At 67.3% G+C, this 13,363-nt stretch carries 11 protein-coding genes; 3 read left to right on the top strand and 8 right to left on the bottom strand.

Going from position 1 to position 13,363, the window contains the following annotated elements; genetic code table 11:
- Complete coding sequence (gene ffh / locus AWC02_RS20290) at window positions 1–1,569, bottom strand: signal recognition particle protein (RefSeq protein ID WP_085130595.1); 1,569 nt, start codon at window positions 1,567–1,569, stop codon at window positions 1–3.
- A gap of 329 nt (window positions 1,570–1,898) precedes the next feature.
- Between ffh and AWC02_RS20285 the strand changes: the two genes are divergently transcribed.
- Entirely contained in the window at window positions 1,899–2,744 is an 846-nt protein-coding gene (locus AWC02_RS20285) for a PE family protein (RefSeq protein ID WP_085130593.1), read from the top strand.
- 36 nt (window positions 2,745–2,780) lie between these two features.
- Window positions 2,781–3,977 carry a PPE family protein gene (locus AWC02_RS20280; RefSeq protein ID WP_109561096.1) on the top strand — a complete coding sequence of 399 codons (1,197 nt, stop codon included), beginning with the start codon at window positions 2,781–2,783 and terminating at the stop codon, window positions 3,975–3,977.
- A 980-nt stretch (window positions 3,978–4,957) separates the two neighbouring features.
- On the opposite strand, the gene AWC02_RS20275 is transcribed toward AWC02_RS20280, so the two are convergent.
- From AWC02_RS20275 to AWC02_RS20255, 5 genes are all read right to left on the bottom strand, one after another.
- Window positions 4,958–5,833 (bottom strand): DUF294 nucleotidyltransferase-like domain-containing protein, encoded by an 876-nt coding sequence (locus AWC02_RS20275; RefSeq protein ID WP_085130589.1) that lies wholly within the window; start codon window positions 5,831–5,833, stop codon window positions 4,958–4,960.
- Window positions 5,834–5,951: 118 nt separating this feature from the next.
- Window positions 5,952–6,290, bottom strand: coding sequence for a P-II family nitrogen regulator (locus AWC02_RS20270; RefSeq protein ID WP_046319478.1), 339 nt, complete (start codon window positions 6,288–6,290; stop codon window positions 5,952–5,954).
- Window positions 6,196–7,668, bottom strand: coding sequence for an ammonium transporter (locus tag AWC02_RS20265; RefSeq protein WP_085130587.1), 1,473 nt, complete (start codon window positions 7,666–7,668; stop codon window positions 6,196–6,198). Before AWC02_RS20265 ends, AWC02_RS20270 begins: the two co-directional genes overlap by 95 nt.
- 235 nt (window positions 7,669–7,903) lie before the next feature.
- The gene (locus AWC02_RS22950) at window positions 7,904–9,352 is read right to left on the bottom strand and encodes a hypothetical protein (RefSeq protein ID WP_165757943.1); all 1,449 of its coding nucleotides are present in this window, start codon (window positions 9,350–9,352) and stop codon (window positions 7,904–7,906) included.
- A gap of 174 nt (window positions 9,353–9,526) precedes the next feature.
- A complete protein-coding gene (locus AWC02_RS20255; protein ID WP_237160553.1) occupies window positions 9,527–10,870 on the bottom strand; it encodes a PE-PPE domain-containing protein in 1,344 nt (447 codons plus the stop codon).
- Between the two features lie 199 nt (window positions 10,871–11,069).
- Here AWC02_RS20255 and AWC02_RS20250 point away from each other — a divergent pair, with 199 nt between their 5' ends.
- Window positions 11,070–11,846: an SDR family NAD(P)-dependent oxidoreductase gene (locus tag AWC02_RS20250; protein WP_085130803.1), complete on the top strand. Its 777-nt coding sequence runs from the start codon at window positions 11,070–11,072 to the stop codon at window positions 11,844–11,846.
- Window positions 11,847–11,906: 60 nt separating this feature from the next.
- On the opposite strand, the gene AWC02_RS20245 is transcribed toward AWC02_RS20250, so the two are convergent.
- Both AWC02_RS20245 and AWC02_RS20240 read right to left on the bottom strand, forming a co-directional pair.
- Window positions 11,907–12,275, bottom strand: a complete 369-nt coding sequence (locus AWC02_RS20245; RefSeq protein WP_085130582.1) for a SpoIIAA family protein — start codon at window positions 12,273–12,275, stop codon at window positions 11,907–11,909.
- Between the two features lie 109 nt (window positions 12,276–12,384).
- Window positions 12,385–13,356, bottom strand: a complete 972-nt coding sequence (locus AWC02_RS20240) for a glycoside hydrolase family 6 protein (protein ID WP_085130580.1) — start codon at window positions 13,354–13,356, stop codon at window positions 12,385–12,387.
- Window positions 13,357–13,363 lie beyond the last annotated feature (7 nt).

The following is a 13,363-nucleotide window of genomic DNA, read 5'->3' as shown; positions in this document are numbered from 1 at the left end:
CTACTTCTGACCCGGGAAGTTCAACTTGGACAGGTCGAAGTCGGCCAGCCCGGGCGGAAGTTCGTTGAGGCCCTCGGGCATCTGCGACAGGTCGGGGAACCCGGCGGGCATGCCCGGTCCTCCGGGGCCGAACAGGCCGCGTACCTTCGGCGGTGTCGGCCCGCGGTTCTTGCCCTTCTTGCCGGCTTTGCCCTTGCCGCCCTTTGCCTTACGGGTGGCGCTCTTGCGCCCTATGCCGGGCAGACCCAGGCCGCCCATCATCGACGACATCATCTTGCGGGCCTCGAAGAACCGGTCGACCAGCTGGTTGACCTCCGCAACGGTGACGCCCGAGCCGTTGGCGATGCGCAACCGCCGGGAGGCGTTGATGATCTTCGGGTCGGCCCGCTCGGCGGGCGTCATGCCGCGAATGATGGCCTGCAGACGGTCCAGGTGGCTGTCGTCCACGGCGGCCAGCGCGTCCTTCATCTGGCCGGCGCCGGGCAACATGCCCAGCAGGTTGCCGATCGGACCCATCTTGCGGATCGCCAGCATCTGCTCGAGGAAGTCCTCCAGAGTCAGCTCCCCGGAGCCGATCTTGGCGGCCGCCTCTTCGGCCTTGCGGGCGTCGAAGACCTGCTCGGCCTGCTCGATCAGGCTGAGCACGTCGCCCATGCCCAGGATCCGGCTGGCCATCCGGTCGGGGTGGAAGACGTCGAAGTCCTCCAGCTTCTCGCCGGTGGACGCGAACAGGATCGGCGCCCCGGTGACTTCGCGCACCGACAGTGCCGCGCCACCGCGGGCGTCACCGTCGAGTTTGGTCAGCACCACCCCGGTGAAGCCGACTCCTTCGCGGAACGCCTCGGCGGTGTTCACCGCGTCCTGGCCGATCATGGCGTCCAGAACGAACAGCACCTCGTCGGGCTGCACGGCATCGCGGATGGCGGCGGCCTGCGCCATCATCTCCTCGTCGATGCCGAGGCGCCCGGCGGTGTCGACGACGACCACGTCGAAGTGCTTGGCCTTGGCTTCGGCCAGACCGGCAGCGGCCACGGCCACGGGGTCACCGGGCACACCGGTGTCACCGGCAACCGAGGTGCCCGGGTGCGGGGCGAACACCGCCACCCCGGCGCGCTCCCCCACGACCTGAAGCTGGTTGACCGCCCCGGGGCGTTGCAGATCGCAGGCCACCAGCAGCGGGGTGTGTCCCTGGCCGCGCAACCAGGTGGCCAGTTTGCCGGCCAACGTGGTCTTCCCCGCACCCTGCAGGCCGGCCAGCATCACGACCGTGGGCGGGGTCTTGGCGAACGCCAGTTGGCGGGTCTGGCCGCCGAGGATGCCGATGAGCTCCTCATTAACGATCTTGACGACCTGCTGAGCGGGGTTGAGCGCACCGGAGACCTCAGCGCCTTTGGCACGCTCCTTGATCCGCCCGATGAAAGCGCGCACCACCGGCAGCGAGACATCGGCCTCCAGCAGGGCCAGCCGGATCTCCCGGGCGGTGGCATCGATGTCGGCGTCGGTCAGACGCCCCTTGCTGCGCAGCCCCTGCAGGGCCCCGGTCAACCGGTCGGAGAGCGATTCAAACACGCCGCCAGCCTATATCTGGTCTTACGCAGCGGGTGGGCAGGCGAAGGAGACAGCCGTGCACGCCGAGGCCAAGACGGCTCCAGATCCGGCGGACCAATTGTAACGGCAATGTTAGATAAATCGCACAGTTAATGCCGTGATTCCCATTCGTTAAACCGCTGTTTCCGAGCTTTCACACCCCATGGATATCGGTTAAAGATTCACACTCAACTGCTAAGTAATCGTTACCGACCACCGCTTTAGCTCAGATTTCTGCCAAGCTTTGGCCATCGAAAGCCAGCCCGCCGATAGCTCAACAAAAGCGATTCGGCCTCTTGCGAGGAGGACGCATGTCGTCGTTCGTTAAAGCACTCCCCGAAGCCATGACGCACGCTGCAGGGCAATTGGCAGGAATCGGTGAAGCGCTGGCTACTGAGAACGGTGCCGCAGCGATCCCGACCACCGTGATTGCCCCCGCCGGGCTGGACCCGGTGTCGGCACTGCAGGCCGCGGTGTTCACGACTTACGGGACGCTTTACCAGTCGATCAGCGAGCAGGCCCAAGCGGTCCACCAGCAGCTGGTGCAGGTCCTCGGGCTCAACGCCACTGCATACAACACCGCCGAGGCCACCAACCAGGCCACCGCGCAGGCCGACTCGGCCATGGACTGGATCTTGCACACCTTGCTCGGGGTTCCGGAGAGCGGCAGCAGTTCCTACTTGTCGAGCAACCTGGCCAACATCGAGAACATCGGTGTAGGCAACTGGGCCTCGGCAGGTTCGGCATTGCTGGGCCTGGCCGGTGGTGGTCTGCTCGACTTCCCGGAGGAGATCGCCGCCGAAGGCGCCGCGGGCCTCATGGGGTACGAAGCACCCGTGTATACGCCGGTCGGCGCACTGCCCGTGGCGGCCGGCATGGGACAGGCCACCACCGTCGGCGCCCTGTCTGCGCCGCCCGCCTGGGCCGCTGAGACCGCGGCAGCCTCGGCTGCCAACGCCGCTGCAGCGCCGGGCCGTTTGGCTGCGGCGGCCGCGGCGAGCAGCGTGGCTGCCCCGCACGGCATGTCTGGCATGCCCGTCATGGGGGCTGTGCCGGCAGCCATGGCCGCCGCCGGAGCCGGCCATGCGGCCGGGAAGTTCGGCGCCCCGCGCTACGGCGTCAAGCACACCGTCATGCCCAAGCCCAAGGCCGTTTAGCAAACCTGCCCCACCGACGAGAATGGGATTACGTATATGTCTTTTGATTTCGGAGCGTTACCCCCGGAGGTCGTCTCGACCTGGATGTACACCGGAGCTGGTTCTGCACCTCTGATGTCGGCCGCAGGGGCGTGGAGCAGCCTGGCCGCTGAGCTGGAGGCGGCGGCGGCATCGGCCCAATTGGTGATCGCCGAGCTGGTCGGCGCCGACTGGACCGGTCCTGCGTCAGCAGCGATGGTCAGCGCCGTCGAGCCGTATCTGACCTGGCTGCAGACCACTGCGACGGCCGCCTTCCAGGCCAGCTCGCAGGCGATGACCTCAGCGGGAGCGTTCGAAGCCGCCCGCGCGGCCGTCGTGCCTCCGCCGGTGGTTGCCGCGAATCGGGCGCAGCTGGCCGCCCTCGTCGCGACGAATTTCCTGGGCATCAACACCCCGGCGATTCTGGCCACCGAAGCCGCCTATCTGGAGATGTGGGCGCAGGACACCATGGCCATGCTCGGCTACACCACCGCATCGTCCAGCGCCTCGGCGCTCACCCCGGTGGCTCCGGCACCCCAGACCAGCAACCTGGCCGGCGCGGCGCTCGCCACTGCCGGCTCGGCCACCGGTGGGGTCCAGCAGGAGTTGAATCACACTCTCGGCTCGCTGCAGGGCGTGCTGTCGGGGCTCGCCTCGCCCTTCGCGGGGTCGGCCCAAGCGACGGCCGACCTGGGGAATGCGGTCGACCTGTTTCTCGGCACCCCCTTCTTCGCCAATATCATCAACAGCGGCGTGAACACCGCGGCCTGGTTCACCACCACCGCGATCCCGACGGCGATATCGCTGGGCCACACGGTCGCTCTTGCCGGCCCGGCTGCCCTGGCATCCGACGTCACCGGCACCGACGGCCTCGCAGCCGGTTTGGGTTCCGGGGTTCTGGCAGGCATGACTACGCCGGTGGGCGCGGCTGCTGCCGGCGGGGCTCCCGTCCTGGCCGGGCTGGGACAGGCCACCAACATGGGCGGACTGTCGGTGCCGGCCAACTGGCCGACCGCAGCCGGAGCGGCCAGCTCTCAGGTCTCGGCGCTCGGCGGCTCGGGTTGGACCGCCGCTGCCGACGAAGCGGCTGGGGTGCACGCGGCACCTGCCGGAATGGTCCCGGCGGGCGCCGGTGGGCGCGGCGGCCTGGGCTCGGGCGGCACCCCGCGCTACGGCGTGAAGCCTACGGTGATGCCCAAGCAGGTGTTTGCCTGACAACCGGGGCGATGACCTGATCGCTGGAAGCAGCGGGAGAGTCACTGTCCAACCGCACCTCAGGTGCAGGCTTGACCGGCCTCCGCCGGTCCCCTGGACAAGTCCGGTAACGGATGCATCCACAGTTGAGGCCGATAATGCAGGCCTGGGGACCGGCGGGGGCCACTTGCGGTGCGGGGGCCATGACGCCCGCGGGGCCGGGCGCCGCGACAGCAGTACCCAGCGACAAAGATTCAGCGCCGGTCAATCCGGCTGTGAAGGCTATTCCTACAGCGCCCAACAGTGTGGCGGTCTTCCTTCCGAAACGTCCCATCGCCCTCGCCATCCCTATGTTTCGTCCGTGTTTTCCATGTTTCGCCTGTGTTTCGCCTCGCTCACACGGTACGTGCGGATCCTTACAGCTGGCTGATCCAAAACGCTCCGGCGCGCGGTAGTAGCTGTATGTCAGCGAAGACGAAACTGGCAATGACGGAATCGCAAAAACGTCTGCTACCAGCTAGAACCGTCCGAGAACCGACCGGAACCTTCAGGAATGCCAGCTCAGAACGGGCGATTTGCCAGGGGTAGCTCCCAGGATTTTCTTTGAATACTGCTGGGTATAGATAAGGTTTCGTAAAGCTCACAGTCGCCGCTTAATGCGCTCCTCGCCGGCGGTCGCCAGCGGCGCAAGCGCCGCCACCGTCGCACTCGGAAGACCCGCTGTGGGGCCCTCAGAGGCCGCCCCGGGAGACCTCCCAGAAGCCCGCTGTCGATTTAGTACGGGTTATCGCCAAGTGGCGGCACCGCCAGGAGAAAGACAATTCTGTCGATAAACCAAAAGCGTATTGGTAGAGAAATACACCGACGTCCGGAGAAATGGCGCTCGCATCCCCCGACGCGGACTCATTGCGGGAAACGCTGGGCCAGCGCCGGCCGGATATGCCGAAGCGGCGCCGGGTGACTCCCGGCGCCGCCAGCAAAGATTTCTATTACGCGGAGCGTTACACCCGAACGGCTGGGGTGACGCGACCCGAGATGGCGTCCGCGGCCACCCGTAGGGCGGTGTCGACGCGGTGGCTGATCTCGCGCGCCGCATCGAACAGCCGGCTCGTCAGGTCGTGGCCGTCCCCGATACCCAGCACCGCACTGATCTCGTCGGTGTAGCGAGCCGACAGCAGATCGTCGCCCCGGCCGCAGACCCGGTGCAATTCGGTCCGCACGTCCAGCACGGTGCGATATGGTCCGCGCAGCGAGCACCGGCGCAGGCTTGGCCGCCGCGGCCCCGGGGGCTCGACAACACCTGCGACCGTCAGCGCATCGAACAGCTGCACGTCACGCAAACCGCCGCGGCCACCCTTCAAATCGGGCTCGGGGCTGTCGGCGATCTCTCCGCTGCGTTGCCACCGGGCCTGTGTCACGTCGAGGAGCTCGCCGTAGCGGGAATCGAATCCCTGGCGCCATTGCCGGCGGACGCCGGCGGTCAGGCGCGACGTCAGCAGCTCGTCGCCGGCGATGTGGCGGGCGTCGAGCATGGCCAGGGCGACGAGCATGTCGTCGTCGGCGACCTGAAGTGCCTGCGGAACCGTGCGCACACTGTGGTCGAGTCGAACGTTGGCGTCCCACAGCGGATACCACAGCTGATCCGCCACCTGCGCTACAGCGCCGGGCGCCATGTCGTCGTGCAACAACAGCAGGTCTAAGTCGGAGTGCGGAAGCAACTCACGGCGGCCCAGCGAACCGGTCGCGACAATCGCGAATCCGCTGCCGGGAACCAGGCCCACCTCGCGTGCTTGGGCGACCAGCCACGCCTCGTGCACATTGCGCCAGGCGGTGCGCAGCGCGGCCGAATCCCATTGAGCCGGGCTGGCGCACCGCAAAGCCGCCCGAGCGGCGGCTAAGTCGTTGCACCGCAACCGACTTAGCCGCCGCTCAGGGCTCGTAGCTGGTCCCCTGCCGTTCATGACGGCCTAGACCGACCCCGACCGCAACGCACGGTCAAACCGCGTCGGCACCGCGTTCTCCCGTCCGCACCCGGACAACGGATTCCACCGCGCTGACCCACACCTTGCCGTCTCCGATCTTCCCGGTCCGGGCTGCCCGAACGATGACGTCGACGATCTTGTCCACCGCGAAGTCATCGACCAGCACCTCGACCCGGACCTTGGGGACGAAGTCGATGGAGTACTCCGCACCTCGGTAGACCTCGGTGTGGCCCTTCTGCCGTCCGTAGCCCTGGACATCACTGACCGTCATCCCCAGCACTCCGGCCTCCTCCAGGCCAGTCTTGATGTCCTCCAACGTAAACGGCTTCACGATCGCGGTGATCAGCTTCATCTTCTCTCCGTTCTTCAGTCGAGTGAGCAAGGACCGCACCTCCGGTACCCACGAGGTCGTACCCGCTTTGCAGGTGCTCGGCCTCGTCGATTCCCGAGACTTCATCCTCAACGTCCACCCGCAGGCCGAGGGTGTATTTGAGAATCAAGGCCAGGATCGCCGTTCCGACGGCCGAGTACAGAGCGACGCTGGACGCACCGATCGCCTGGCGCCACAGCTGGTCGAAACCGCCCCCGTAGAACAATCCGGGCGTAACCCCTCCCTCAACGTCGACGGCGGCGGTGGTGGGAGCAGCGACCAAGCCCACCAACAGCGTCCCGACAAGTCCTCCGACCAGGTGCACGCCCACGACGTCGAGCGAATCGTCAAAGCCGAACCGGTATTTCAGGCCCACCGCCAGTGCGCAGGCCACACCGGCCACGGCTCCGACAACCAGCGAGCCGACGACATCGACCGACGCGCACGACGGCGTGATCGCCACCAGACCGGCCACGATGCCCGACGCCGCACCCAGGGGGGTGGCGTGACCGTCGCGAATCCGCTCTACCAGCAACCAGCCCAGCATCGCCGCCGCTGTGGCGACCGTCGTGGTGACGAAGGTCGATCCGGCAACGCCATTGGCGCTCGCCGCCGAACCGGCATTGAATCCGTACCAGCCGAACCACAGCAGGCCGGCGCCGAGCATCACCAGGGGCAGATTGTGCGGCCGCATCGGAACCGGCCAACCTTTGCGTTTGCCCAGGACGATCGCCAACACCAAAGCCGCCATACCGGCGTTGATGTGGACCGCGGTGCCTCCCGCGAAGTCGACCGCGTGCAGTTTGTTGGCGATCCAGCCACCGTGCGGGGCAGTTCCGTCATCGAACGCGAAAACCCAGTGTGCCACCGGGAAGTACACGAAGGTGACCCACAGGGCGGAGAACGCCAGCCAGCTGCCGAACTTCATCCGATCGGCTACCGCTCCGGAGATCAACGCGACTGTGATGATCGCGAACATCAGCTGAAAACCGACGAAGACCGTGGCCGGCATTGTGCCCACCAGTGGAATCTCCACTGCCGGTGCACCGCTGACCGGATCGGCGGCGACCGCGTCGGAGCCGATCAGCCCCTTGAGTCCCCAATAGTCGGTAGGGTTTCCCGCCACGTTGCCGACATCGTCGCCGAAAGCGAGCGAGAAACCGTAGAGCACCCACAACACCGTCACCACTCCCATGGCGCTGATGCTCATCATGATCATGTTCAAGACACTCTTGACGCGGACCATGCCACCGTAGAAAAACGCCAGACCCGGCGTCATCAACATCACCAATGCGGCACTAGTCAGCATCCAGGCAGTGTCACCCGTGTCGGGTATTCCCATCGTCGGGAATTGATCCATGCACAAACCTCCTCCACAGCGACCGGTTGCCGTTGAACCAGGCTGGTCTTAACCATGCGCAACGGTTGTTTCGGCGTTAAAGCCGCTCCGTTGCGGATATGTGACCACCTGCTCACACCGGCCGGTTACCTGAGGATTCGATCACCGCGGAGGTGCGTCGGTACCCGAATGCCGGGCCCGCCGCACCGCGGGCGCGCCGGTGCGCGAGTCGGGCACCGGCGCGCGAAGGAGGCCGCTAGCCGGCCGCGCCGGGGGAACCGCCGCGACCGCCGGCGCCACCGGTTCCGGCGACATTGGCACCGCCCGACTGGCCCACACCGCCGGGGTTGTTGCCGGTTGCTCCTCCGGTCCCGCCCGAACCGCCGTCGCCGCCGGCACCGACCGAGCCGTTGCCACCGGCCCCACCGTTGCCGCCGCGTCCACCGGAGCTGCCGGACTGCTGGGCGGCGGCACCGCCGTTCCCGCCGTCCCCGCCATCACCACCGGTGCGGCCGCTGCCCCCGGCGCCGCCCGCTCCTCCGACGCCGCCGGTGCCACCAATGGAACCGAAGCCCGCGTTCCCTCCCGAGCCGCCGTTGCCGCCGTCGCCCCCGACGCCGACCGGGTTGGTCAGACCTGCGCCGCCCGCACCACCCGCACCGCCGTTGCCATCTCGGCCGGCCTGCCCGATCGCACCGATCCATCCGGCGCCGGCGCCCGCGGCACCGCCTCTGCCGCCGTCGCCGCCGTCACCGCCGTTGCCGCCGTTGGGCTGGCTCGCCGTGCCGACGCCCCCGGCCGCCCCCACGCCGCCGATACCGCCGGCACCACCATTGCCACTGAAGCCCAACAACCAGCCGGCGTTGCCGCCGACGCCACCGTTGCCGGCGTCGCCGCCGTGCAGGGCAGTCACATTGGGGCCGTTGACGCCAGCCCACCCGGAACCGCCGCGACCGCCCGTTCCGCCGAAGCCCCAGCCGGCCACGGCGTCACCGCCGAGACCACCGTCGCCACCGGGGTGCGAGACCAGCGAGGAGCCGTCGAAGGTGTCATAAAAACCCGTGCCACCCTGGCCGCCGGCGCCGCCGTCACCGAACCACAGACCGCCGGAACCACCTTGGCCGCCCGCGCCGGCTTCGATCACCACCCCACCGGGGCCCAGCGAGGCCGCCGCGCCCTGGCCGCCGGCGCCCCCGTTCCCGAACAGTCCGGCGTCGCCGCCGGCGCCGCCCGCACCGTCGTTGACTCCGGCCACGCCCGCCGCGCCGGTACCGCCGTCGCCGAACAGGTACCCGCCGTCACCCAGGTCCCCGAAGCCCCCCATCCAGCCGAACAGCGAGATGTTGGGACCCTTGAAACCATCGATGCCGTCGCCGATCAGGTATCGGCCGAACGTCAGCACAAAGGGCGTGTTGATCAGATCGATCATCAGCTGGTTGCCGGCACTGTGCAGGAAGCTCTGCAAAGCGCCGTGGAGCGGCAGATAGAAGCTCTCCTGGTAGATCTCGGCCCAGTCTGGGGAGACCAGCCCGGTGAGGTCGAGCCCCCACACATCGGAGGGGTCGAAGGCCGCTGCCGACCCGATCTCAGCAGGGTCGAAGGCTACTGCCGATCCGATATCGCCGGGGTCGAAGCCGGCCGGATCGATCTCGGGAACGTCGAACCAGGTGCCGGGGTCCAGGAAGTCGAAATCCGCCGCCGCCACGGGGGCGGCCGAAAGGGGCGCCAAGGCAAGCGCCAAGGCCGAGACGGCGCCGGTCGTCGCGCGACTCCACCCGGCCGATCTGTCTGCACCCCGCTGTCGGGCGCTGCGGCGAAGACGACGATTCATTTCCATATACCTTTCTAAGGCTATGCGGAGGACCGTATAAACGCAGACTCAGATACTGCCGAGCAGGTCAAGTCCGAGCAAATCGGACAGCCAGGACATGCCGGGATTTCCCTCCAGCGCGGACCCCACAGCCGCGGCAAACTCCGAGGGATCCCCGGGGTCGGTCGCCACCGCCGAACCACCGAACAGGCCACCGAACATGGGGCCCGGGTCTTGAATATCGAAAAGGACGCGTTCGGCCGCGTTCCACAGTGTGGTGAACGGCTCCTGCTCCAAAAACGAGCCGTACACGTAGTTCGCCGGATTCTGCAGGGCGCGGATCGAGGCTTCGACGCCTTCGGACCAGGCCTGCGACAGCGCGGCGTTGAGTTCGTCGGGGCTGATGTGGCTCGGCAGAAGCTCCAAGCTGAACGAGGTCAGCTCGTTGGCCGGTCCCTGGTTCCAGCCCTCGGTGAGGCTGCCGTAGCCGAGGTTGACCAGGATGCGCAGGCTGGGCTCCAACAACTCCGCCAGCGGCACTCCCCACACCGGATTCACCCGCAGCAGATCGGTGAGCGGCAGCGTCTCACTCGGAATGATGTAGTAATTCGTGAGGCCGTCTCCGGTGGTTTCCAATGGAATTGCGTTGGCGATGTCATCGGCGTCGACACCGAAATATGCGATATGCACCGTAAACATTCCGAGAATGGCATTGAGATCGGCCAGCAAATTCAAAGGATAACGCGGAAAGTCGGCATATCCGTCGTATTCCATCGTGTACACATCGGTGGTGAAGTAGTCCGGCGTCGGATGCCCCAGGGTCATCCCGTTCCAGAACGTGAGGTCGCCGCCCCAGAAGTTCAGCAGCTGCAGCAGACCGCCGTTGGGGTTCGCCGAGTTGCCGACCAGCACGAAATGAACATCCTCGGGGGACACGCCGTTATGACGCAGCTGATCCATCGTCATGGACGACATCGCCGAACTCTGCGAGTAGCCGAACACGTACACCGGGTTCTCGGAGTTCACTGCGCCGCCGGCGATCTGCTTCTCGATCGCATCGGCCAGGATCTGAGCCCCTTGCACCATCGAGAGGTTGCCGGGGAAGGACAACTGGGGAGTGAACAGCGACTGAGCCGTTCCGGTAAAGCCGTGCGGCTGCAGGTATAACAGGTTCGCGGCGTTGACGTAGCCGGACGAGGGCAACGGGATGCCGCTGCCGCCCATCACGAACGCGATGTCGCCTCCGGTCAGCGCCACGTCCGCAGACACCGCAGCCGCCGATCGCGGAGCCGGTGCGGCAAGCCCGGCCACACCGGCGAAGAAGACGAGAACGCTCACTACTGCTACAACTGCGCGTCCACGGCGGCGCGAACGCCCCCCTCGCGGAGCGGTCATCGCGGCGACACCAGCCATCGAAACCCCTTGAAATGCCCTTCACGCCCGCCGAGCGCGGAACCCCACCTGAAATTAGATCATCGAACAATAGTATTAGTCAGCCGTTCGGCGGAAAGCTAGCCAGGTTGACATAATTTTCCTTATTGCCGGCCGGATATAGTCATCTTTCGCCTTGCCGAATCACGGCACGGACCGGCGTCCAAGTAAAGTGGCCGGCGTGGATATTAATGGAGCAAGCGCGATCGTCACCGGTGGCGCATCAGGAATCGGCGCGGCGACTGCCCGCCAGCTGGCCGACAAGGGTGCCCGGGTCGTGGTCGCCGACCTGCAGGCAGACAGGGGCGAGGCGCTCGCCCACGAGATCGGCGGCGTCTTCGTCTCCGTGGACGTGACCAGCACCGAGCAGATCATCGACGCCGTCAACACCGCGACCGACCTCGGTCCGCTGCGGGCGCTGGTGAACTCGGCCGGCATCGGCTGGGCCCAGCGCACCATCGGCAAGGACGGCGAGTTCGAGTCGGCGCACAGCCTCGATGCCTACCGCAAGGTGCTGGCGATCAACCTGGTCGGCACGTTCGACTGCATCCGGATCGCCGCCACCGCGATGAGCCGCAATGAGTTCACCGACACCGGCGAGCGCGGCGCGATCGTCAACCTGACCAGCGTTGCGGCCTTCGACGGTCAGATCGGCCAGGCCGCATACTCGTCGTCCAAGGGCGGCGTGGTGGGCATGACCCTGCCGGTGGCCCGGGACCTGTCGGCCGCCGGCATCCGGGTCAACACCGTGGCGCCCGGCCTGATCGACACCCCGATCTACGGCGAAGGCGAGGCCGCGGAGGCGTTCAAGGCAAAGCTCGGCCAGTCCGTGCTGTTCCCGCACCGCCTCGGCAAGCCGGAGGAACTGGCGTCGATGGTGGTGGAGCTGCTCACCAACTCCTACATGAACGCCGAAGTCGTCCGGGTGGACGGCGGCATCCGGATGCCACCGAAGTAGTCGACTACCGATCGAGAAGGCCCCCGGCGACCGGGGGCCTTCTTCATCGGTGCAGCGCCTTCAGCCCGCGGCCCATTGCTTGGCCTGCTCGACCTCGTCGAGACCGAACACCGCCAGCTCGCCGGGGATCATCCACTCCAGCGCGTGCAGCACATGGGCGACCCACTCTTTGTCCGACACCACCGCAATGCGTTTGAACGCAGAGTGATGCGGCAGCACGGTACCCAGGCCGAGTTTGAGGTCTTCGGCCAACCCGCCCGGCCCGAAACCCTCGTAGTCGGAATCGATGATCTCGACGATCCGAATATCACCCTCGCGCAGCAATTCCTGCAGCGAGGGCTTGATCTCACGCAGCTCGTCACCGCGCAGCCGGCCCGCGACGCGGATACCGGTCACCCCGGCCGGCATGTCCGGCAGCAACTCGATCATGCCGAAACCCCCCTTGCAGCCGTTGCCGCCACTGTAATCCGGCTCGCCGGCTTGTCGGCTAAGTTGCCCCGGGGCTCGCGCAGGGGACTTCGGGACCCCGGGTGTCGTCCTAACCGCCGTTGCGCGCCAGGTTGATGGCGTACTCGCTGACGAAGTGCCCCGCCGCGGGCTCGCCGGCACCGCAGCTGCCGTCGGACTCCCCTACCCGCTTGACCCACAGGTAGGCGTCGGCGTGTGCGCCGGCGGTGTCGGCGGTGGGCGCGACGCCCAGCGCCCGCCCGCTGGGGTTGCACCAGCCGAACGGATCGCCTTCGGCCGGGCCGTTGCCGTTGCGGGAGGTGTCGATCACGTAGTGCGCGCCGCCGGTCATCCCGGAGATCTCCTCGCCGTAACCGATTTCTTCCTCGGTGCTGAAGTAGTTCGTGGAGTTCAGCGCAAAGCCGCGCGCGCGGCCCACCCCGGCCTGGTTGAGGCGGTTGGCCATCTCGCCGGCGCTGACCCAGCGCGAGTGCCCGGCGTCGACGTAGACCGCGGTGGCCGGGTTGCGGGTCAGCGTGTCGACGGCGTAGCTGATCAGGTCGAAACGCTCCTGGCGCTGGTCCCCGGAGAGGCAGTCGGCCATCGCCAGCGCATCCGGTTCCAGGATGATCGCGGCCGGGTTTCCGCCGATCCCGTCGGCGACGCTGTCGATCCAGGCGCGGTAGGACGCCCCCGAGGAGAACCCGCCGGCGGCGTAGCTGCCGCAGTCGCGGTGCGGGATCGCGTAGAGCACCAGCACCGGCATGGCGCCTGCCGCCGCTGCGGCGCCGGTGTGCCTGGCCACCGTCGACCCGACGGAACCCACCCCGAACGCCTGGTCCAGCCAGTACGCCTGCGGGGTGTTGGCCACCCGCGCCAGCTCGGCGCTCTCCGGCTGCGCGTTGGAGGCGTGCATCGCCTTGGAGATGGGGTCCACGTAGAAGGGTCGCCCGGCCAGGGGGTTGTCCCCGTCGGCGTGGGCGGGGCCCGCACCGGCCAGGGCCGCCAGGGCAAGAAGGGGCGTGAGGCAGCGCGCGACTACACCAAATGCTGAGGGGATCACAGGGAAA

Origin of the sequence: Mycolicibacter engbaekii, assembly GCF_002101585.1 — a bacterium.
Taxonomy (GTDB): Bacteria; Actinomycetota; Actinomycetes; order Mycobacteriales; family Mycobacteriaceae; genus Mycobacterium; species Mycobacterium engbaekii.
The sequence above is the reverse complement of the archived record's forward strand: the minus strand, read 5'-3'. Positions and strand labels throughout refer to the sequence as shown.